The 19820-nt window shown below is 62.4% G+C and carries 22 protein-coding genes; 3 read left to right on the forward strand and 19 right to left on the reverse strand.

The features are described 5' to 3' along the window. Window positions 1–2 precede the first annotated feature (2 nt). From Q0859_RS06080 to Q0859_RS06115, 8 genes are all read right to left on the reverse strand, one after another. Window positions 3–1178: an NADH-quinone oxidoreductase subunit E gene (locus tag Q0859_RS06080; RefSeq protein ID WP_299148662.1), complete on the reverse strand. Its 1176-nt coding sequence runs from the start codon at window positions 1176–1178 to the stop codon at window positions 3–5. A 76-nt stretch (window positions 1179–1254) separates the two neighbouring features. After that, window positions 1255–2472: an NADH-quinone oxidoreductase subunit D gene (locus Q0859_RS06085; RefSeq protein WP_299148664.1), complete on the reverse strand. Its 1218-nt coding sequence runs from the start codon at window positions 2470–2472 to the stop codon at window positions 1255–1257. Between the two features lie 40 nt (window positions 2473–2512). After that, the gene (locus Q0859_RS06090; protein ID WP_299148665.1) at window positions 2513–2689 is read right to left on the reverse strand and encodes a hypothetical protein; all 177 of its coding nucleotides are present in this window, start codon (window positions 2687–2689) and stop codon (window positions 2513–2515) included. After that, window positions 2689–3297, reverse strand: a complete 609-nt coding sequence (locus Q0859_RS06095; RefSeq protein WP_299148667.1) for an NADH-quinone oxidoreductase subunit C — start codon at window positions 3295–3297, stop codon at window positions 2689–2691. Before Q0859_RS06095 ends, Q0859_RS06090 begins: the two co-directional genes overlap by 1 nt. Before the next feature lie 10 nt (window positions 3298–3307). Beyond that, window positions 3308–3853, reverse strand: a complete 546-nt coding sequence (locus Q0859_RS06100; protein ID WP_222520373.1) for an NADH-quinone oxidoreductase subunit B — start codon at window positions 3851–3853, stop codon at window positions 3308–3310. Further along, window positions 3844–4209 carry an NADH-quinone oxidoreductase subunit A gene (locus tag Q0859_RS06105; protein ID WP_299148672.1) on the reverse strand — a complete coding sequence of 122 codons (366 nt, stop codon included), beginning with the start codon at window positions 4207–4209 and terminating at the stop codon, window positions 3844–3846. Before Q0859_RS06105 ends, Q0859_RS06100 begins: the two co-directional genes overlap by 10 nt. 166 nt (window positions 4210–4375) lie before the next feature. Beyond that, on the reverse strand, window positions 4376–5149 hold the full coding sequence (locus tag Q0859_RS06110; protein WP_299148674.1) for a GAF domain-containing protein: 774 nt from the start codon (window positions 5147–5149) through the stop codon (window positions 4376–4378). A gap of 196 nt (window positions 5150–5345) precedes the next feature. Next, window positions 5346–5627: a DUF1330 domain-containing protein gene (locus Q0859_RS06115; protein ID WP_299148677.1), complete on the reverse strand. Its 282-nt coding sequence runs from the start codon at window positions 5625–5627 to the stop codon at window positions 5346–5348. Window positions 5628–5740: 113 nt separating this feature from the next. On the opposite strand from Q0859_RS06115, the gene Q0859_RS06120 reads away from it, so the two are divergent. Continuing rightward, complete coding sequence (locus tag Q0859_RS06120; RefSeq protein ID WP_299148679.1) at window positions 5741–6625, forward strand: LysR family transcriptional regulator; 885 nt, start codon at window positions 5741–5743, stop codon at window positions 6623–6625. On the opposite strand, the gene Q0859_RS06125 is transcribed toward Q0859_RS06120, so the two are convergent. The 9 genes from Q0859_RS06125 to Q0859_RS06165 form a co-directional block, all read right to left on the reverse strand. After that, window positions 6622–7407: a crotonase/enoyl-CoA hydratase family protein gene (locus Q0859_RS06125; RefSeq protein ID WP_299148681.1), complete on the reverse strand. Its 786-nt coding sequence runs from the start codon at window positions 7405–7407 to the stop codon at window positions 6622–6624. The genes Q0859_RS06120 and Q0859_RS06125 overlap by 4 nt on opposite strands. 23 nt (window positions 7408–7430) lie before the next feature. Next, on the reverse strand, window positions 7431–8282 hold the full coding sequence (locus Q0859_RS06130; protein WP_299148683.1) for a hydroxymethylglutaryl-CoA lyase: 852 nt from the start codon (window positions 8280–8282) through the stop codon (window positions 7431–7433). A gap of 1 nt (window position 8283) precedes the next feature. Further along, a complete protein-coding gene (locus Q0859_RS06135) occupies window positions 8284–8949 on the reverse strand; it encodes a glutathione S-transferase family protein (RefSeq protein WP_299148685.1) in 666 nt (221 codons plus the stop codon). Next, complete coding sequence (locus Q0859_RS06140; protein ID WP_299148687.1) at window positions 8946–9587, reverse strand: glutathione S-transferase family protein; 642 nt, start codon at window positions 9585–9587, stop codon at window positions 8946–8948. Before Q0859_RS06140 ends, Q0859_RS06135 begins: the two co-directional genes overlap by 4 nt. Next, window positions 9584–11524 carry a biotin carboxylase N-terminal domain-containing protein gene (locus tag Q0859_RS06145; RefSeq protein WP_299148689.1) on the reverse strand — a complete coding sequence of 647 codons (1941 nt, stop codon included), beginning with the start codon at window positions 11522–11524 and terminating at the stop codon, window positions 9584–9586. The genes Q0859_RS06140 and Q0859_RS06145 overlap by 4 nt, the downstream gene beginning before the upstream one ends. A gap of 63 nt (window positions 11525–11587) precedes the next feature. Next, window positions 11588–13192: a carboxyl transferase domain-containing protein gene (locus tag Q0859_RS06150; RefSeq protein ID WP_299148691.1), complete on the reverse strand. Its 1605-nt coding sequence runs from the start codon at window positions 13190–13192 to the stop codon at window positions 11588–11590. Next, complete coding sequence (locus tag Q0859_RS06155; protein WP_299148693.1) at window positions 13189–14661, reverse strand: AMP-binding protein; 1473 nt, start codon at window positions 14659–14661, stop codon at window positions 13189–13191. Before Q0859_RS06155 ends, Q0859_RS06150 begins: the two co-directional genes overlap by 4 nt. Further along, a complete protein-coding gene (locus Q0859_RS06160) occupies window positions 14658–14930 on the reverse strand; it encodes a hypothetical protein (protein WP_299148697.1) in 273 nt (90 codons plus the stop codon). The genes Q0859_RS06155 and Q0859_RS06160 overlap by 4 nt, the downstream gene beginning before the upstream one ends. Further along, a complete protein-coding gene (locus Q0859_RS06165; protein ID WP_299148699.1) occupies window positions 14930–16093 on the reverse strand; it encodes an isovaleryl-CoA dehydrogenase in 1164 nt (387 codons plus the stop codon). Before Q0859_RS06165 ends, Q0859_RS06160 begins: the two co-directional genes overlap by 1 nt. A 43-nt stretch (window positions 16094–16136) precedes the next feature. Between Q0859_RS06165 and Q0859_RS06170 the strand changes: the two genes are divergently transcribed. Next, window positions 16137–16403 (forward strand): hypothetical protein, encoded by a 267-nt coding sequence (locus tag Q0859_RS06170; RefSeq protein WP_299148701.1) that lies wholly within the window; start codon window positions 16137–16139, stop codon window positions 16401–16403. Here the strand turns inward: Q0859_RS06170 and Q0859_RS06175 are convergent. Both Q0859_RS06175 and Q0859_RS06180 read right to left on the reverse strand, forming a co-directional pair. After that, on the reverse strand, window positions 16379–17584 hold the full coding sequence (locus tag Q0859_RS06175; protein ID WP_299148704.1) for a DegT/DnrJ/EryC1/StrS family aminotransferase: 1206 nt from the start codon (window positions 17582–17584) through the stop codon (window positions 16379–16381). The genes Q0859_RS06170 and Q0859_RS06175 overlap by 25 nt on opposite strands. Window positions 17585–17666: 82 nt before the next feature. Then, complete coding sequence (locus tag Q0859_RS06180; RefSeq protein ID WP_299148706.1) at window positions 17667–18329, reverse strand: HAD-IA family hydrolase; 663 nt, start codon at window positions 18327–18329, stop codon at window positions 17667–17669. Window positions 18330–18473: 144 nt separating this feature from the next. Between Q0859_RS06180 and glmU the strand changes: the two genes are divergently transcribed. Continuing rightward, window positions 18474–19820: a bifunctional UDP-N-acetylglucosamine diphosphorylase/glucosamine-1-phosphate N-acetyltransferase GlmU gene (gene glmU / locus Q0859_RS06185; RefSeq protein WP_299148708.1), complete on the forward strand. Its 1347-nt coding sequence runs from the start codon at window positions 18474–18476 to the stop codon at window positions 19818–19820.

Below are 19820 nucleotides of genomic sequence, written 5' to 3' on the forward strand. Positions count from 1 at the left end.
TCCTACTTCTTGTACGTGCCCTCTTTTTTGGCACGTTTGGAAAATTCTGTCTCTTCTCCTGCCGCCAAGGCGGTGGCCTGAGTGACCCAATTGTCGCGGCTGACGCGGCCCTTGAATCCTTCGAGGTTCTGATCGACCCACGCGATTTCGTCCCCGCTCCACGCAGCGATCTGATCGAAATGGTAAAAGCCAAGGCGGTGCAGCAACGTCTCGAGTTTGGGACCGACGCCCTTAATCATCTTGAGATTGTCGGGGCCGCCCGCGCGGGCGGCATCAAGCGTGGCGGGCTTGGTGCCCGGCCCTGTGGCGACAGGAGAGTTGGCGGGTTTTGACGCGACGCGGTCACCCTCTGGCCTGCTTTTGCCCTTGGCCGCGATCGCAGCAGGCTTTGCAGACGCGACGCGTCCACCCTGTTTTCCCGCTCGACTGTCGGGGGGCATCATGTCCCCGCTTGGGGCGACATTCTCGTTTGCTTTGCCCCATGGGGCGAGCAGCGGCACTTCGGTCCCGTCAATACGTTTGACCGTGTCGCCGATATCCGTCGCCAACTGGACAGAGGCATTGTATTTCGTGCGCCCGCTGTCGGCATCCTTGAGGGTGGTGAGACCGGACAGAGGCTCTGCCGCATAGCGCCCGTTCTGCGGCCCCGGCGTGGGCACCTGCCCCGCGGCCAGTTCGTCGATGATCTCGCCCATGCGGGCGGCGGTCAGATCCTCGTAATAGTCCTTGCCGATCTGGGCCATGGGCGCATTGGCGCAGGACCCGAGGCATTCGACCTCTTCCCAGCTGAATTTGCCATCCGCGCTCAGCTGATGCGACTTGGCGGCGATCTTATCCTTGCAGACCGCCACAAGGTCCTCGGCCCCGCAAATCATGCAGGACGTGGTGCCGCAGACCTGGATATGCGCAACAGAACCAACGGGTTGCAACTGGAACATGAAGTAGAACGAAGCCACTTCGAGCGCGCGGATATAGGCCAGATCAAGCATATCCGCGATCGCCTCGATCGCGGGGCGGGTCAACCAGCCCTCTTGCTCCTGCGCGCGCCACAGCAGCGGAATGATGGCGCTGGCCTGACGGCCTTCGGGGTACTTGGTGATCTGCGCCTCGGCCCAGGCCTGATTGGCGGGGGTGAAGGCGAAGGTGTCGGGTTGTTCTGCGTGGAGACGACGTAGCATCAGTGTTGTCCCTTTGTCTGCGTGGAAGCGGCAGGTGCCTCCGGCGGGAGTTTATTTGGCAAGATGAAGGGCTGGATCACCGGTCGATCTCTCCGAACACCACATCCATTGTTCCGATAATCGCAGCAACATCAGCCAGTTGGTGTCCTGTGCTCATGTAATCCATTGCTTGCAGGTGCAGGAAGCCCGGCGCGCGGATCTTGGCGCGGTAGGGTTTGTTGGAGCCATCCGCCACCAGATAGACACCGAACTCCCCCTTCGGGGCTTCGACGGCGCAATAGACTTCGCCCTCGGGCACGTGGAAGCCTTCGGTGTAGAGTTTGAAGTGGTGGATCAGCGATTCCATCGACGTTTTCATGTCCGTCCGGCTTGGTGGGGTGATCTTGCCACGGGCCAGAATATCGCCGGGGCAATCACGCAGCTTGCCGATGGCCTGTTTGATGATGCTGACGGATTGGCGCATCTCCTCCATCCGGACAAGGTAGCGGTCATAGCAATCGCCATTCTTGCCCACCGGGATCTGGAAGTCGAATTCGTCATAGCATTCATAGGGTTGCGCGCGGCGCAAATCCCATGCAAGGCCCGAGCCGCGCACCATCACGCCCGAGAAGCCGTATTCGAGTATGTCTTCTTCGGTGACGATCCCGATATCGGCGTTGCGCTGTTTGAAGATGCGGTTTTCGGTCAGCAGCCCGTCGATGTCTTCCATGAAGCCAGACATGAACTTGTGCGCCCATTCCTCGATATCGTCGAGCAATTCGTCAGGCAGGTCCTGATGCACGCCGCCGGGGCGGAAATAAGCCGCGTGGAGGCGCGCACCGCACGCCCGTTCGTAGAAAATCATCAACTGCTCACGCTCTTCAAAGCCCCAGAGCGGCGGGGTCAGCGCGCCCACATCCAGCGCCTGCGTGGTGATGTTCAGCAGGTGGTTCAGCACGCGCCCGATCTCGCAGAACAGCACGCGGATCAGCGAGGCGCGGCGAGGCACCTCGACGCCCGTCAGCTTTTCGATGGCCAGACACCAGGCATGTTCCTGGTTCATTGGGGCCACATAGTCGAGCCGGTCGAAATAGGGCAGGTTTTGCAGGTAGGTGCGTGATTCCATCAGCTTTTCGGTGCCACGGTGCAGCAGACCGATATGCGGGTCACACCGTTCGACCACTTCGCCATCCAGTTCAAGCACGAGGCGCAACACGCCGTGTGCCGCCGGGTGCTGAGGCCCGAAGTTGATGTTGAAATTGCGGATTTTCTGCTCGCCGGTGAGGGCGTCTTCGAAACCTTTGGTGCCGTCCATCATGCTGTCACCTCGCGCAAGCCGTCAAAAGGGAAGGTCATCACCGCTTCTCCAGTTCCTGCAATTTGAGGGCCATAAACCACAGCAGCGCGATGGTGCCGCCGATGGGCAGCGCGCAAACAAAGGCCCAATATTGATTGATGCCGAAATGGGGCAACAGCTTGAACATCGGAACGATGGTCGCAGCCGCGATCAGAATCCAGATCAGCGTGCCCATCACTTGGCCTCCGCTTCTTTTTCGTCACCGGGCAGGATGTATTCGGCACCCTCCCACGGGCTCATAAAGTCGAACTGGCGGTATTCCTGCACAAGGCTGACGGGTTCATAGACCACCCGTTTTTCGACCTCGTCATAGCGCACTTCGGTATAGCCCGTAGTCGGAAAATCCTTGCGCAGCGGATAGCCCCGAAAGCCGTAATCGGTGAGGATGCGGCGCAGATCGGGGTGGCCCGAGAACAGGATGCCAAACATGTCGAATACTTCGCGCTCGAACCAGTTGGCCGAGGGGTGCAGATCCGTGATCGACGGCATCATCTGATCCTCACGGATCGACACCCGCAGGCGGATGCGGTGGTTCTGGTACATCGACAGAAAATGGTAAACGACGTCGAACCGCTTGGCCCGGCCGGGATAGTCCACCGCCGTGATGTCCACCAGCGACGAGAACCGGCAGGTGGAGTCGACTTTCAGGAACTCGACCAGCCCAAGGATGCTGGAAGGGGCCACATCCACATTCAGCTCGCCATGGGTCACATCCCAGGCCAGCACGCAATCGGGGCGCTTGCCCTCGATATAAGTGCCCAGTTCGTTCAGCGCTTGGCTCATGCGTGTCCTCTTAGCGTACGATGGTGCCGGTGCGGCGGATTTTGCGCTGCAATTGCAGGATGCCATAAAGCAACGCCTCGGCCGTGGGTGGGCAGCCGGGCACGTAGACATCAACCGGCACGATCCGGTCACAGCCGCGCACCACGGAATAGCTGTAGTGATAGTACCCGCCCCCATTGGCGCAGGACCCCATCGAAATCACATAACGCGGCTCCGGCATCTGGTCATAGACCTTGCGCAGGGCCGGGGCCATCTTGTTGGTCAGCGTGCCGGCCACGATCATCAGGTCCGACTGGCGCGGGCTGGCGCGCGGGGCGGTGCCGAACCGCTCAAGGTCATAGCGGGGCATTGAGGTGTGCATCATCTCGACCGCGCAGCAGGCCAGACCAAAGGTCATCCAATGCAACGACCCGGTGCGCGCCCAGTTGATGATGTCATCGGTGGAGGTGAGCAAAAAGCCCTTGTCCTGCAACTCGGCATTCAGGGCCTGGGTCGCATGATCCTTGTCGCCGCCTGCATAAGCGGGGCCAAGCGAACCTGTATCCGTTACTGCCATTCCAGCGCCCCCTTTTTCCATTCATAGGCGAAGCCGACCGTCAGAATGCCCAGAAAGACCATCATCGACCAGAACCCGGCCATGCTGACATCCTTGAAGGCAACGGCCCACGGAAACAGGAACGCTATTTCGAGGTCAAAGATGATGAATAGGATCGACACCAGATAAAAGCGCACATCGAACTTCATCCGGGCATCGTCAAAGGCGTTGAACCCACACTCGTAGGCCGACACCTTTTCCGGGTCCGGGTTGCGTACCGCAACCACCACAGCAGCGAGGATCAGCACAAGACCGAGGCCAATGGCGACGGCCAGAAATACGAGGATCGGGAGGTACTCCCGCAACATCTCTTCCACGTTTGGCTCCTTTTGAGGCGCACGCGATATAAGCGTGCGAGGTCAAGTGGCAAGGTTGACTGATCACGGGTGTACGCGTGCCGCCCGGCAGGGTCAATAAACCCAAAGGCGGAAGTGACGGAAATCACCGGGTGATTTCGACGCATCCGCGCCGTTTCCCGTCAGGTCAGGCGTCGCGGTGCCATTCGGCAAGGGTCAGACCGTCCTTGACCGCGAAGACATGGGCAAAAAGCGCGTGCGTCGGACGGCCCGGCACGTTCACTTCGACCGCTCCAGCCTCCACGCCCTGTGCAACCAGCTGCTGCGCAGCGCGCGGCAACGCCAGAAGCTCCTGAAAGCTCAGATGCAGATCGGTGCGCAACGTCGCATTGGCAAAGACCAGGTCGCCGTCTTCGTTATGCACCGTCACCGCCTTGCCGCGCGTCTCGGCAAGGGTCGAAAGGATCGCGTCATTCTCGGCCAGCGCCCGGCTGAGGGCACCGTGCTCATAGCGCAGTGTGAGCCGTTCAATCTTGCTTTCGGCCAGATCGGCCACCGCCTGCAAATAGGACACCTCCGCATCCTGCCAGATGCGCGGTTCGCGTGAAATCGCACACATCGCGCCAACGACATCGCCACAGTCCACACGCAGAGGCACCCCCAGATAAGCCCCGATATTCAACGCCTCGACCGTGGGCGCGCTCCGAAACTTGGGATCTGCGCGCACGTCAGCGATCTTGAGAGGTTGACCGGCCCGCATCGTATGAATGCAGATCGTGTCACGCGCGGCCACCGATCTTTGCGCGATGTCGGGCTCGTGACCTGAGTGCCCCATCGCCTGCAACGCGTCCCCGTTCGTGATGCTGATCAAGCTCAGACTACAGTTCAGCCGCGCCGCAATAGACTGCGCAAGGGCGTCAAATTCGACCAAGTTACTGAAATCAAAAGAGGCGTGCGTCATGCGTGGTATACTTCCATCAGGCCGCACACGCCCAAAAATGTCCAAGCGAGCGCGCGGTTGTTCTGAAAGTAACGAAAAATGACGCTAAATCAAAAGAAAATTACCTTACGTCAGTTTCGGGACGCAATTCAGGGTATAAAGGGCGCGCCTTTTATGTGGCGGTGCGCCCTCTGCGGTCCAGATGGTGAAAACCGGCCTAAAGCAGTATGATTTCCGAGTTGCCCGCCCCACGGCGCAACGCATGCACATCCGCCAGGTCGGGGTCCGATATCCAGGCCTCGGCAGCGGCCCGGTCGGGAAAAGACACAACCGCAATCGCATCCGGCACCACCGGATTGCCCTCAAGCACCTTGAGATCGGGCGAGGCCTGCACCACCTGTCCTCCATGGCGCGCCAAAGCGTCGGCGGCTTTTTCACGGTAGGCGGTCAAACTTTCGGCGTTCGTAACCCGAAACATCGCAACGGCATGGGTGGTCATATTTTGTCCTTTGTTCCTGATCTCGCCTCTGTTGATACGCGTACTGGTGCTGTCCGGGAATTAGGGATTGTGATGCCCCACCTGTGCAAAAACGATCAGGAAAGACAACTCTGATGAGCGGACGTGATATGGATTGGGGCGATCTGCGCTTTGTACTTGAAACGGTGCGCAACGGCGGGCTGAGCGGGGCAGCCCGCACCCTCAAGGTGAACCATGCCACCGTGGCCCGTCGGATTGCCGCCGCCGAGGCGGCCCTTGGCACGCCCCTGTTTGATCGCCGCCCCACAGGATATGTGCCGACACAGGCCGGTGAGGACGCGGCGCGCACCGCCGAGGCGTTCGAGGTCGAACATGCCACTCTGACCCGCGCGATTGCATCGCGCGATACCTCAATCAGCGGACCACTGACGGTGACGGCACCGCAATTGATGATCCAGACGATGCTTGCCCCGATCTTTGGCGATTTTGCGCGCGCTCATCCCGAAGTGGATTTGATCGCGCTCGGGGCCAACAAACCGCTGAACCTTGCCCACCGCGAGGCAGAGGTGGCCATCCGTATCTCATCGTCCCCCGACCCTGACCTTGTGGGCCGGCAGGTTGCGACCCAGAATTCCGCCGTCTTCGCCAGCCACGCCTATCTTGCGCGTTTGGCCGATGATCCAGACAAGCGGCTGGACTGGCTGCGATTTGTACGTTGGGAGGGGCCACAAAAGGCGGTGAGCGAAGCCTATCCCAACCTGCGTATCGCGATGCAGATGGATGACATGGTGGCCATATCGGGCGCGGTGCGTGCGGGCCTTGGGGCGACACGCCTGCCCTGTTTCCTGGGCGACACCGACCCCGATCTGGGGCGCGTGCCCGGCTTGCCGCTGTTTGCCTACCCACCGATATGGGTGCTGACCCATGCGGATCTGCGCGCGGTGCCACGCATTGCCGCCTTCACCCGGTTTGTGTCGGATGCGTTGCGGGCGCGCCGCTCGGACTTTGCCGGGACCTAGTCCAACATCCACGCCGCGCGGCGCTTGTCAAAGAAGGCGCCAATGCCCTCGGCCGCCTCTTCCGTTTCCCACCGTGACTTCAGGGCCTTGATCGTCATTGCAATGGTGTCATCGTCAATGCGCGGGCCCAGATCGCGGGCCAGCGCCTTGGCCGCCGCCACCGCTCCGGGGGCGCAGGACAGGTAAGGCACAACCTCGGCCTCAACCGCCGCGTCCAGATCATCCGCAGGCACGGCGCGCGCCAGCAGCCCCAGATCAACCGCCTCCGCCGCACCAAACAGGCGCGCCGACATGAACACGCGGCGCGCGCGCCCCTCGCCCATGCGCGCCAGCACATAAGGGCCGATGGTGGCCGGAATGATCCCAAGTCGCGTTTCCGTCAGCCCCATTTTCAGGTGATCAACCCCGACGGCTACGTCACAGACCGAGGCCATGCCCACCCCGCCGCCAAAGGCGTTGCCTTGCAACGCGCCGATCAACGGTTTGGGCATGGTGTTCAACGCCTGGAGCATATGCGCCAGCTTGCCCGCCTCGCGCGCGCGGGTCGCCGCACCGGCCTGCATCTGGGCGCGCATCCAGTCCAGATCACCGCCTGCACAGAAACTCTTGCCCACGCCCGTCAGCACCACCACCCGCACCGCCGGATCGCGGCCCAAATCCGTCGCTGCCTGGGTCAATTCGGCCAGCATCACCGCACTGAGCGCATTGTGTTTTTCAGGCCGGTTCAGCGTCAGCGTCGCAACACCGCGCGCGTCCGTTATGATTGAAATCGTGTCAGGCATGTCGGTCCCTTTGAGCTGCGGCCCTAGCTGCGCATCGCTTTGGCAAGGGCGGCGGCCTCGACCACCCTGTCCATGTCGAGGCCTGTGTCATAGCCAAGCCGGGACAGGTGCAACGCAACCGCTTCGGTCGCCACATTTCCGGCAGCTCCCGGCGCGAAAGGGCATCCGCCCAACCCACCCACAGCCGCATCAAACACCCGCACACCCAGACTGAGCGAGACATCGATATTGTCCATCGCCCGGCCCCCGGTGTCATGGTAATGGCCCGCCAAGCGGCCCACGGGGACCACATCGCGCACCGCCAGCAGCATGCGTGCAATCGCATCCGGCGTGCCGCGCCCGATAGTGTCCCCAAGGCTGATCTCGTAACAGCCCATCGCAAACAGCCGATCCGCGACCTGCGCCACAGCAGCAGGGTCCACCGCGCCGTCATAGGGGCATTCGACCACGCAAGACACATAGCCCCGCACCGGCAGATCAATGGCGCGCGCGGCTGCGATGACAGGGGCAAAGCGATCAAGCGACTCCTCAATGGTGGCGTTGATATTGGCCTTGGAGAATCCTTCGCTGGCCGAGGCAAACACGGCCACCTCATCCGCCCCTGCCGCCAGCGCATCCTCGTAGCCGCGCATGTTGGGCGTCAGCGCGCCATAGCGCACCCCCTCCGCACGCATGATCTTGGCCAGCACATCGCCGCTGCCTGCCATTTGGGGCACCCATTTGGGACTTACGAAACTGGCGCACTCGATACGCCTGAACCCCGCCCCGCTGAGACAATCGATCAGCGCGACCTTGTCCGCCACCGCGATCTCGCTTGCTTCGTTTTGCAAACCATCGCGCGGGCCCACTTCGTAGATTTCGACACGTCCTGCCATCTTATCCCTCCCAGACCGGATAGAAGTCCCGAGCGTAAAGGCCACCCCCCGTCTGGGGCAAGCACGACGTAAACGCGGGCCGTGCGGTGATCCGCGCATACCATGCCGCCGTCTCGGGGTGATTGTTGAGCGGCGCGAAATGCCGTGCCATGTAAACCGCCTGCCCGACCGAGATGTCAGCCGCACTGAACCCGGAGGTCAGCAGATAGTCGCGGTTTTCCACCGGCGTGGACAGCCGCGCCTCAATCGCGTCATAGCATTTGGCAATCCGCGCCGCCTCCAGCTTCATTACGATGGCACTGCGCATGTGATCTTCATAGAGCATGATGTGTTGCTGGGTCAGGGCCGCCACATGCTGGCTGATCGTTTCGGCAAAATGCACCCAAACGAGCCACGCCATCCGGTCCGGGCTGTCCACACCGCGCCCCATCCGGTCGGGGCTGAAGCGTTCGCACAGGTATTGCGTGATCGCGCCCGTCTCGAACATCCGCTCGCCGTCGATTTCGAGGGCAGGCACCCGACCCGCCGGACTGAGGCTCAGAAATTCGGGGCGGCGCAGCGATTTGTCGAAGGGGTGGACCGTGACCCGAAACGGGATGTCGAGTTCATAAAGCAGCCACAGCGTGCGCATCGACCGGCTTTGCGGGCAGTGATGGAGCGTGATCATGGTTTCTCCTTGCGGGGGTCTGGCCAGTCGGGCCGGGTGTCGAGAAATGCGGGCTGCGCGGCCAGCGCGTTGAACCAGCGGTCAAGTGCAGGTCGCTCGGCCAGCGCCGCCGCCCCCTCTGGCACCATCTGAAAGGCATCGACCATGGGTGCGAGGTGGCAATCAGCAGAGGTCAACGTGACGCCGTCAAGCACGTCGCCACCTTTCGCAATCGAATCGAGCATGTCCAGCACCACGCCGCTCGCCTCAAGCCCTGCACGCAATTGATCGGGGTCCGCCTCTTCGCCCATGACGGGGCGAAACCAGCCATGGGAAAACACCTGTCGTACCAGCGGCCAGTAGCCGTAGGAATCAACAATCCCGCCGACCTGCGCCACGCGGGCTTGCACAACGGGCGGCGCGCCCTTGCCGCGATGGGCCTCGCACCAGCGCAGGATCGCCGCCGTCTCGTAGATTGTTGCCCCGTCGACATACAGCGTCGGCACCCGGCCCATCGGATGACCCGTGGCGCGTGCCCCCGCCGCCTCGAACGGATCGACCTCGGTATAGCCATAGGTGCACCCAGCCAGATGCAGCCCCATCCGCGCGGCCCGAGTGTAGACGCTGTAGACATAGCCAGTGAGGTGCAGGTCGCTCACGCGTCACCCTCATCCTCGAGCCGGACAAGCGCCGCCCCGGCCACGACCTGATCGCCCGTCGCGGCGAGCACTTCGGCCACCACCCCGTCGCGCGCGGCAAGCAGGGCGTGTTCCATCTTCATCGCTTCGAGAACGGCCAACCTGTCGCCCTTGGCCACCAGCGCCCCTTCGGTTGCAAACACCGCCCTCAATACGCCGGGCATGGGGGCGAGGATCACATTGCCATCCCCGCCCACGCTCGCCGCGACATCCAGCGGGTCGATATGGGCATAGGTGATGCCATAGGCGTCAAACACGGTGGCCGTGCCCTCCGCGCAGGCCACCTCCGGAGCGGGATCGCCGTCGATGCGCCAGGTTCCATGCCGGCGCACGGCGGTCAGGGAATGCCCCCCAACCTGCCACTGCTGCGTGTCAGGTCCAAGAACCTGCACCTGCACGTCCAGAACGTCATCCCCCCACTTCAGCCCAATCGTCTGGGTGTTCGCGCCCCAAAGGGTGAACCCGGCCATCAGCCCCGGCGCATCGAGCCGGGTCAGGGCCATGGCGGCAGCCACCGCGTGGCGGGCCTGCGGCGCGTTGACCGCCGTAAGATCGGCAAGATCACGCGCGATCAGCCCTGTGTCGACCTCGCCCCGACCGAAACCCGCGTGATCCGCAAGTGCGCCCAGAAAGGCGAGGTTCGTGACCGTGCCCGCCACCTGGGTGCCAGCCAAGGCCGCAGACAAGCGGCGCAAGGCCACGGCGCGGGTGGGGCCGTGCACAATCACCTTGGCAATCATCGGATCGTAAAACGGGCTGATCTCATCGCCTGCGCGCACCCCACTGTCGGCCCGCGCTGTTTCGGGGAACGCCAGATGGGTCAGTGTGCCGGTCGCGGGCAGAAACCCTGCGGGGACGTTTTCGGCATATAGGCGCGCCTCGAAAGCGTGGCCGTCGATGTGCAATTCGTCTTGCGCCTTGGGCAACCCTTCGCCAGCGGCCACGCGCAATTGCCACTCGACCAGATCGACGCCCGTGATGGCCTCGGTCACGGGATGTTCGACCTGAAGACGGGTGTTCATCTCCATGAAAAAGAACCCGTCAGTGCGCAGGGGGCCGGACCCGTCCACGATGAATTCAACCGTGCCCGCGCCTTTGTAACCAATGGCTTCGGCCGCTTTCACCGCCGCGTCACCCATGGCCGCACGCATCTGGGGCGTCATGCCGGGGGCCGGAGCCTCTTCGATCACTTTCTGGTGGCGGCGTTGCAGGGAACAGTCCCGCTCGAACAGGTGGACGGCGCGGGTGCCGTCGCCAAAGATCTGCACCTCGATATGGCGCGGATGGGTTACAAATTTCTCGACCAGCACATCCGGGTTGCCAAAGGCGGTCTTTGCCTCGGAGCGGGCGCTGGCCAGCGCGTCGGTAAAGCCCTCCGCCGCCTCAACCAGACGCATGCCCTTGCCCCCGCCCCCCGCGACGGCCTTGATCAGCACCGGATAGCCCATCTTGGCCGCTTCATCCGCCAGCAGCGCGTCATCCTGATCCGCCCCGTGATAGCCCGGCACGACCGGCACGCCCGCCTCAACCATCAGTATCTTCGCCGCATCCTTGAGACCCATGGCGCGGATGGCCTTGGCCGAGGGGCCGATAAAGGTGAGGCCCGCGGCCGCGACCGCTTCGACGAAATCCGGGTTCTCGGACAGAAAGCCATAGCCGGGATGGATCGCCCGCGCGCCCGTGTCCAATGCGGCCTGAATAATCACATCACCGCGCAGATAGCTGTCAGCCGGGGCCGCGCCGCCGATATGGACCGCGCGGTCCGCCATCGCCACATGCTTGGCCTGCGCATCCGCGTCCGAATAGACGGCCACACAGGTCACCCCCATGGCCTGGGCCGTTTCCATCACACGGCACGCGATCTCGCCCCGGTTCGCAATCAGGATCGTGTCAAACATGGGCGGCCTCTCCATTTTGCAAGGTCGGGATCATCAGTTTGCAAACTTTTCTCATGGCCCGCATCACATCCGGAACACGCCAAAGCGTGTTTCCTCAATCGGGGCATTCAGCGCCGCACTCAGCGACAGGAACAGCACATCGCGCGCCTTGCGCGGATCGATCACGCCGTCATCCCACAACCGGGCCGAGGCATAAAGCGGATGGGCCTGTTCCTCGAACATATCGATTGTGGGTTGCTTGAAGGCGGCCTCTTCCTCTACTGACCACGCGCCCCCGCCCCGCTCGATCGCGTCACGCTTGACGGTGGCCAGCACGCCTGCGGCTTGCGCGCCGCCCATGACCGAAATGCGACTATTGGGCCAGGACCACAGGAACCGGGGCGAATAGGCGCGCCCCGCCATCCCGTAATTGCCCGCCCCGAACGAGCCACCCACCAGCATCGTGACCTTTGGCACAGATGTGGTGGCAACAGCCGTGACCATCTTGGCCCCGTGCCGGGCGATCCCTTCGTTCTCGTATTGGCGCCCCACCATGAAGCCGGTGATATTTTGCAGGAACACCAAGGGGATACGGCGTTGCGAACAAAGTTCGATAAAATGCGCGCCCTTTTGGGCCGCTTCGGAAAACAGCACACCGTTGTTGGCGATGATGCCCACGGGGCAGCCCTTGATATGGGCGAACCCACAGACGAGTGTCTCGCCAAAGCGCGCCTTGAACGCATCAAAGCGCGACCCATCAACCAGCCGCGCGATCACCTCGTGAATGTCGTAAGGGGTGCGCAGATCGGCGGGGACCACGCCCAGAATTTCGTCAGGGTCATAGGCGGGCGCTTCGGGCGATTGCCACTGCACGGTGGCGGGCTTGGTACGGTTCAGATGCCCCACGGCGCGGCGGGCCAGAGCGAGGGCATGGGCGTCATCCTCGGCCAGATAGTCAGCGACGCCCGACAGCCGCGTGTGTACGTCACCGCCGCCCAGATCCTCGGCGCTCACGACCTCGCCCGTCGCAGCCTTGACCAGCGGTGGCCCCGCCAGAAAGATCGTGCCCTGATCACGCACGATGATCGTCACATCCGACATCGCGGGCACATAGGCCCCTCCGGCGGTACACGATCCCATCACCACGGCAATCTGCGCAATCCCCTTGGCCGACATTTGCGCCTGATTGAAAAAAATGCGCCCGAAATGATCACGGTCGGGAAACACCTCGTCCTGATTGGGCAGGTTCGCACCGCCGCTGTCGACGAGGTAGATGCAGGGCAGATGGTTCTGTTCCGCAATTTCCTGGGCGCGCAGGTGCTTTTTGACGGTCATGGGGTAGTAGGTGCCGCCCTTCACCGTCGCATCGTTGCACAGGATCATCACGTCCTGTCCCATGACCTGCCCGATGCCCGCGATCACACCCGCACAAGGGGCCGCACTGCCATAAAGGCCGTGCGCCGCCGTCGCGCCCACCTCAAGAAACGGGCTGCCGGGATCAAGCAGGTTGGCGACCCGGTCACGGGGCAGCATCTTGCCCCGGCTCAAATGCCGTTCGCGGGATTTTTCACCACCCCCCATCGCGGCAGCCTGCGCAGCGGTCTGTACGTCCTTCAGCGCGGCAAGATGGGCGGCCGTATTGGCCTTGAACGCCTCTGATGAGGGCAGCGCCTGCGAGGTGAGTTTCATGGTCTGTCTCCGATTTCCGCGGCGGCGCGGGCTTTGAGTTCTTTGCGGATCACCTTGCCGGTGACCGTCATGGGCAATTCATTCAAAAAGGTGATTTCCCTTGGGTATGAATAGCTTGCAAGGCGCTCTTTCACAAAGTCGCGCAATATGTCCGCTGTCACGTCTGCGTCCGGCTTGCGCACGACATAGGCTTTGACGATTTCGGTGCGCAACGGGTCGGGTTTGCCGACGACCCCCACCGTGGCCACGTCCGGATGGGTCAGCAGACAATCCTCGATCTCGGCGGGGCCGATGCGGTAGCCCGCCGAAGTAATCACATCATCATCGCGCCCGACAAAGCGGATGTCGGGGCCGTCCTTCTGCCCGCGATCTCCGGTCAGCATCCAATCACCTCGGAACTTGGCAGCCGTTTCGTCCGCGCGGTTCCAATATTCCAGCATCATGGATGGGGCACCGCGCCGCACGGCGATATCACCCTCATCTGCCGTTATTTCCCCATCCATATCAATTACTTCGACGTCAAACCCCGGCACGGCCCGCCCCATGTAGCCGGGGCGCACTGGAAGGCGGGCCGCGCAGTTTGAGACGACCATATTGCACTCGGTCTGGCCGTAAAATTCATTGATGGTCAGCCCAAGCGCGTTCTGACCCCACGCGAGCATCTCGGCCCCAAGCGGCTCCCCCCCGCTGGCGACAGAGCGCAGACCGGGAATGCGGGCGTCCGCGGTCTTGAGCATACGCAAGGCAGTTGGTGGAAAAAATACATTTTTAACAGCAACTTGTCGGGTGATATTCATGCACTGCTCTGGGTCAAATTTCCCTATCCGGGCCGCGACTACAGGCACCCCAAGTACAAGCCCCGGCATCAGCACATCAAACAGCCCGCCTATCCACGCCCAGTCCGCAGGGGTCCACAGGCAATCGCCCGGCTGACCAAGGTCATCATGGCTGAGGCTGACGCCCGGTACGTGCCCATCGAGCACCCCGTGACCATGCAACGCGCCCTTGGGTGTGCCGGTCGTGCCGGAGGTGTAGATCAACACGGCGGGCGTGTCCGAAGTGGCCTGCGCAAACGGCACAGCTGCCCCCACAATACCCACCGCGCTTGCCTCCCAGCACTCTGCCAGTCCTCCCACCAAAGCCGCACCTTCAGCATCACTCAGCACAAGGTCAACCCCGGCATCCGACATGCGGGACGCGAGTGCTTCATGCTTGAAGAGTTTGAACAAAGGCACTGAAATCGCACCGATTTTCCAGATCGCCAGATGTGCTGCTGCGCACCATGGGGACTGCGACAGCAGCACGCCAACCCGGTCGCCCGGTGCCACGCGATCCATCAGGGCGCGCGCCAGCCCGTTCGTCATCTCTGTCAGCGCGCCCGTGGTCACGTCACGGCGCGCACCATCCGTCAGATCGATGATCGCGAGCGTCTCGGCAGGATGCGACAAGCATTGCGCGGCCATGTTCATATGCCGTCCTCCGGTGCGATCCGTACGGTGCCAAGACGGTCCACATGATACATGATCTCACCGCAGCGCACCTGAAATACCACCTGCCCCGTACCTGCCCAACCAAGGCAGTCCGCGACTGTGCCGCCGTGCCTGGCCACATGCTGTGCAGCCACGGCGTTGATCACATCCGTTGCGTCCAGATCCAGCTGGCGCTGGCCAAGCCAGTAGCCCCCAAGGGCCGCAACCAGCACGAGGCTGGCCGTGGTGATCAGGACCGGGCGTGGCATCACCCCATCGCCGTGACCAGTTCGCGCCCCACGAGCATCCGCCGGATTTCAGACGTGCCTGCCCCGATCTCCATCAACTTGGCGTCACGGAAAATACGGGCCACGGGTGCATCATTCAGGAACCCGGCCCCGCCCATCGCCTGCACCGCCTGATGCGCCTGGCTCATCGCGGCCTCCGAGGCATAAAGGCAGCAGGCCGCCGCATCCTGCCGTGTGACCGTGCCGCGATCACAGGCCTTGGCAACTTCGTAGACATAGGCGCGCGCCGAATTCATCGCCGTGTACATATCCGCAATCTTGCCCTGCATCAGCTGGAATGATCCGATGGGCTGGCCGAACTGGCGGCGTTCGGACAGGTAGGGCATGATTTCGTCCATGCAGGCAGCCATGATGCCAAGGCCGATGCCCGCCAGCACGACCCGTTCGTAATCCAGACCGGACATCAGCACAGACACGCCCCGCCCTTCTTCACCCAGCACGTTGTCAAAGGGGACTTCGACGTCTTCAAAGATCAGTTCGGCCGTGTTCGAGCCGCGCATCCCCAGCTTGTCAAAATGGGGCGAGGTCGAAAAACCCTTCATCGACTTTTCGATGAGGAATGCGGTGATGCCCTTGGGGCCCGCCTCGGGCTCGGTCTTGGCATAGACCACCAGCGTGTCCGCATCGGGGCCGTTGGTGATCCAGTATTTGGTGCCGTTCAGGATGTAGCGGTCGTTGCGCTTTTCCGCGTTCAGTTTCATGGAGACCACGTCCGATCCGGCCCCCGCTTCGGACATGGCAAGTGCGCCTACATGGGCACCACTGACCAGCCCCGGCAGGTATCGCGCTTTTTGAGCGGGCGATCCGTTCAGGCTGATTTGATTAACGCACAGGTTGGAATGCGCACCATAGCTAAGGGAAACCGAGGCGCTTGCCCGCGCCAGCTCCTCGACCGCCACCGTATGCGCGACATAGCCCATGCCCGCGCCGCCAAACTCTTCATCCACCGTGATACCAAGCAGGCCAAGCGCACCCATTTCGGGCCAGAGTTCGGGGGGAAAGGTGTTGGTCTGATCAATTCTGGCCGCCATCGGTTTGACCCGATCCTGCGCCCACCGATGCACCATCTCGCGCAGCGCATTCACATCCTCGCCCAGATCAAACGTCATGGAATGGGTGAACATTGCGCGCCTCCCTGCTTTTAATGAACACTTGTTCATTAAATATATGCCCGCCACTCTTGTCTGTCGAGCGTTCTTTCGTCTCAAGCGGAACCAAGCCGCCACACCCGCACATTCTCCCGTTGCGGTTACCGATCCAGACGCGAATGGCGGGGACGTGTTTTCCGCCTCGCGTCCCATCATTTTCAAGAGGTTTCGGGTCAAACACATCTTTGATCAGCGCAATGACGCGTTGAACGATGCAGCCCGTGGTCGCGAGACCCTGCGCAGTTCAGCGAAGGTGTCGCTTTATTCCGCGACGGCCGTCAACTGATAGACGGCCGAGACTTCGGACCGGATGATCCGCGCGATAAGGGCGCAATCCTCAAGGCTGAAGGTCAGTGGAACCCGCATATCAACCACCCCGGCGAGGATGCGGTCGCTGGCGGCCATCGGTGCGGACGGGGCATAACGCCAACTGTCATAGCGGCTGGTAAAGGCCACAGGTTCGGGCGCCCCAAACCATTTAAGCTCGACCCCGCGTGCCTTGCAGCGGTCAATCACCTCGACCACCCGATCCGCCGCCCAGTCCAGCAACAGAAACTGAATGGAAGAGCCGACGATGGTTTCCTTCTCGTGTCGTTCAACGATGTGCAGACCGGGCGTGTTGCGCAATCCGGCTTCAAGCGCATAGTATCGTTCGTTCCAGCGGGCGCATTGCGTTGCCAGGTCGGCCACTTGCGGACGCAGGATGGCGGCGCGCAGGTTATCCATCCGCCCCGAGATATTGGGCGTGGTGTATTTCAGATCGGCAAAGGCCTCGGGCGGGGGGGCCGCGAGGTGGCGTTCGAACAGCATGTAGCTGCCGGATAACATGACGGATTTTGCAGCCAGATGCGGATCGTCCGTCACCAGAAATCCGCCCTCGCCCGAATTGACGTGTTTGTAGGTCTGACAGGAATAGCAGCCGATCACACCATGTCGCCCAGATGGCACCCCGTGCCAGGCCGCTCCCATGGTGTGTGCGCAATCCTCGACCACTTGCACACCTGCCGCGTCACACATCGCCATCAACCGATCCATGTCACAAATGTGCCCGCGCATATGACTGAGCAGCAGGACGCGGGCTTGGTCCAGCTTGGCTGCGAGATCATCAAGGTCGATGGTCAGCCCTTCGGTCACGCCCACGAAGACCGGGGTCGCGCCCACGGACGCAATCGCACCCGGCACCGGCGCAAGCGTGAACGCATTGGACAACACCCTGTCACCCGGACCCACGCCAAGGGCCCGCAGGGCGGTCCCCATCGCATAGCCACCCGAGGCAACGGCAAGGCAGTATTTCGCCCCCACGGTGGCCGCAAATTCCTGTTCCAGCAGCGCGGTTTCGGACAGCTCGTCAGGGGCCGTGTTGTAGCGGTGCAAACGCCCATGGCGCAGGACAGCAAGTGCTGCTGCAATCCCGGCCTCGGGGATGGGGTCTTGCTGTGTGAAGCTGCCGGTAAATCGTTCTGTCATGGCTTATGTCTGCTGGAGATCGCGGGGGTGCGTCAAGGCAAAGGCGCGCGATTTGAGGCTTTGAAATCGGGGCTGTCGTTTCCTAGCGACCCAAAAGGGCAGCGGCGACGGATGGCAGGGCTGCAAAATCCTCTAGCAAGGCTTCGGGCTCAAGCGCCACCATATCCTCGCCCGAGGGGCCAAATGTCACCAGCACCGACGGGACTCCGGCAGCACGCGCGGTGTTGCGATCCGTATCGCTGTCACCCACCAGAAGGCAGGCGCGCGGATCAACGCCAAGACGGCGGGTCGCCTCGAACAGCGGTTCGGGGTCGGGTTTGCGCACCGGCAGCGTATCAGCCCCGACCAGACTGCCAAAGGCATCCCGCACGCCAAGGTCGCGCAGCAGCTGTTCTGCCAACCCTTCGGGTTTGTTGGTGCAAATGCCCACTGCGTGGCCCTGGGATTTCAACGTCTCGACGGCGGCCATCGCACCGGGATAGATCACGGTGTGGGTGGAAATGTCGGCCCCATACGCCTCAAGCAACATGTGGTAGTAGCGATCAATTGTCGCCTCCTCCATCTGACCGACGCGCATCAGACCGGCGCGCAACATCGCACGCCCCCCGCGCAAGGCCACACCCGCATCCGTTGGTCCCAGCACATCCCCCAACCCCATATCGCGGAAACACACGTTCGCAGCGGCCAGCAAATCCCCGCTTGTATCCGCCAACGTCCCGTCCAGATCGAAAATCACCGCTGTCATGCCCGTCTCCCTTCGGCGGATGGTTGCCGCCGTGATGTTGCAACCCGCAATCTTGTTTGATGGGGCCTGCGCTTGCGTGTGCGCGTCCAGCGGATAAACAGGGCGCAACAAAAAGACAAAGAGATTTGGCCAAAGAGGCATTCTATGAGCGTTGCATTAGTCATTCTGGCCGCAGGCAAGGGCACACGGATGAAGTCGGATCTGCCCAAGGTGCTGCATCCCATTGCGGGCGCACCGATGCTGCATCACGCGATGCGCGCGGGGGCCGTGCTGGAACCCGAGCGCACAATCGTTGTCGCCGGGCATGGCGTGGATCAGGTGCGGGCTGCCGCGTTGGATTTTGACGCCGAAGCACAGGTGGTGTTGCAGGCCGAACAGTTAGGCACCGGGCATGCCGCGGCGCAGGCCCGTGATGCTTTGGCGGGCTTTGAGGGGCTCGCCATTGTCCTGTTCGGCGACACCCCCTTCATCAGCCCCGAAACACTGGAAACGCTGGTCGCCTCCGAGGCGGATGTCACGGTGCTGGGGTTCGAGGCTGCGGATCCGGGTCGCTATGGCCGTTTGATCATGGACGGCGATCAGCTTGCGCGCATCGTCGAATTCAAGGACGCCACCGAGGACGAACGCGCGGTGACCCTGTGCAACTCTGGTGTGCTGGCAGCCCCGGCACCGTTGCTGCTGGAGTTGCTGTCGCAGGTCAGCAATGACAACGCCCAAGGCGAATATTACCTGACCGACCTGCCCGCCCTCGCCCGCGCTCAGGGGCGCAGGGTGGGTGTAGTCGAATGTGCCGAAGCCGAGACCCTTGGCATCAACAGCCGCGCCGAACTGGCCGCCGCCAATGCGCTGTTTCAGGCAAAGGCACGCGCGCAGTTGATCGAAGACGGGGTTGCCTTCATGGCCCCCGACACTGTCTTTTTGTCGCTGGACACCACCATCGGGCGGGACGCGGTAATCGAACCCAATGTGGTCTTTGGTCCCGGCGTCACGGTCGAAACCGGCGCCACCGTCCGCGCCTTTTCGCATCTGGAGGGGTGTCATGTGTCGCGCGACGCCATCGTGGGCCCCTATGCCCGCCTGCGCCCGGGTGCCGAACTGGCCGAGGGCGTGCGCGTGGGCAACTTTGTCGAGGTGAAAAACGCCACGTTGGATAGCGGGGCCAAGATCAACCACCTCAGCTATATCGGCGACGCTTTTGTCGGGGCCGGGGCGAATGTCGGGGCCGGGGCGATCACCTGCAATTATGACGGCGTGATGAAGCACCGGACCGAGATTGGCGCGCGCGCCTTTATCGGGTCCAATACCATGCTGGTCGCGCCCGTCTCTATCGGGGCCGAGGCGATGACCGCATCAGGCTCGGTGATCACCTCTGACGTGGAAGATGGCGCGCTGGCATTGGGCCGTGCGCCGCAGGTGGAAAAACCCGGCATGGCACGCAAATTGTTCGACATGTTAAAGGCTCAAAAGGCCAAGCAAAGCAGAGGCAGCTGA

It is taken from the genome of uncultured Tateyamaria sp., from assembly GCF_947497045.1.
GTDB lineage: Bacteria > Pseudomonadota > Alphaproteobacteria > Rhodobacterales > Rhodobacteraceae > Tateyamaria.

What these genes read in the sequence shown, in the direction of transcription:
- Q0859_RS06080 (WP_299148662.1), bottom strand. Translation starts at nt 1,178, where the DNA reads ATGCTACGTCGTCTCCACGCAGAACAACCCGACACCTTCGCCTTCACC.
- Q0859_RS06085 (WP_299148664.1), bottom strand. Translation starts at nt 2,472, where the DNA reads ATGGACGGCACCAAAGGTTTCGAAGACGCCCTCACCGGCGAGCAGAAA.
- Q0859_RS06090 (WP_299148665.1), bottom strand. Translation starts at nt 2,689, where the DNA reads ATGGGCACGCTGATCTGGATTCTGATCGCGGCTGCGACCATCGTTCCG.
- Q0859_RS06095 (WP_299148667.1), bottom strand. Translation starts at nt 3,297, where the DNA reads ATGAGCCAAGCGCTGAACGAACTGGGCACTTATATCGAGGGCAAGCGC.
- Q0859_RS06100 (WP_222520373.1), bottom strand. Translation starts at nt 3,853, where the DNA reads ATGGCAGTAACGGATACAGGTTCGCTTGGCCCCGCTTATGCAGGCGGC.
- Q0859_RS06110 (WP_299148674.1), bottom strand. Translation starts at nt 5,149, where the DNA reads ATGACGCACGCCTCTTTTGATTTCAGTAACTTGGTCGAATTTGACGCC.
- Q0859_RS06115 (WP_299148677.1), bottom strand. Translation starts at nt 5,627, where the DNA reads ATGACCACCCATGCCGTTGCGATGTTTCGGGTTACGAACGCCGAAAGT.
- Q0859_RS06120 (WP_299148679.1), top strand. Translation starts at nt 5,741, where the DNA reads ATGAGCGGACGTGATATGGATTGGGGCGATCTGCGCTTTGTACTTGAA.
- Q0859_RS06125 (WP_299148681.1), bottom strand. Translation starts at nt 7,407, where the DNA reads ATGCCTGACACGATTTCAATCATAACGGACGCGCGCGGTGTTGCGACG.
- Q0859_RS06130 (WP_299148683.1), bottom strand. Translation starts at nt 8,282, where the DNA reads ATGGCAGGACGTGTCGAAATCTACGAAGTGGGCCCGCGCGATGGTTTG.
- Q0859_RS06135 (WP_299148685.1), bottom strand. Translation starts at nt 8,949, where the DNA reads ATGATCACGCTCCATCACTGCCCGCAAAGCCGGTCGATGCGCACGCTG.
- Q0859_RS06145 (WP_299148689.1), bottom strand. Translation starts at nt 11,524, where the DNA reads ATGTTTGACACGATCCTGATTGCGAACCGGGGCGAGATCGCGTGCCGT.
- Q0859_RS06150 (WP_299148691.1), bottom strand. Translation starts at nt 13,192, where the DNA reads ATGAAACTCACCTCGCAGGCGCTGCCCTCATCAGAGGCGTTCAAGGCC.
- Q0859_RS06155 (WP_299148693.1), bottom strand. Translation starts at nt 14,661, where the DNA reads ATGAACATGGCCGCGCAATGCTTGTCGCATCCTGCCGAGACGCTCGCG.
- Q0859_RS06160 (WP_299148697.1), bottom strand. Translation starts at nt 14,930, where the DNA reads ATGCCACGCCCGGTCCTGATCACCACGGCCAGCCTCGTGCTGGTTGCG.
- Q0859_RS06165 (WP_299148699.1), bottom strand. Translation starts at nt 16,093, where the DNA reads ATGTTCACCCATTCCATGACGTTTGATCTGGGCGAGGATGTGAATGCG.
- Q0859_RS06170 (WP_299148701.1), top strand. Translation starts at nt 16,137, where the DNA reads ATGCCCGCCACTCTTGTCTGTCGAGCGTTCTTTCGTCTCAAGCGGAAC.
- Q0859_RS06175 (WP_299148704.1), bottom strand. Translation starts at nt 17,584, where the DNA reads ATGACAGAACGATTTACCGGCAGCTTCACACAGCAAGACCCCATCCCC.
- Q0859_RS06180 (WP_299148706.1), bottom strand. Translation starts at nt 18,329, where the DNA reads ATGACAGCGGTGATTTTCGATCTGGACGGGACGTTGGCGGATACAAGC.
- glmU (WP_299148708.1), top strand. Translation starts at nt 18,474, where the DNA reads ATGAGCGTTGCATTAGTCATTCTGGCCGCAGGCAAGGGCACACGGATG.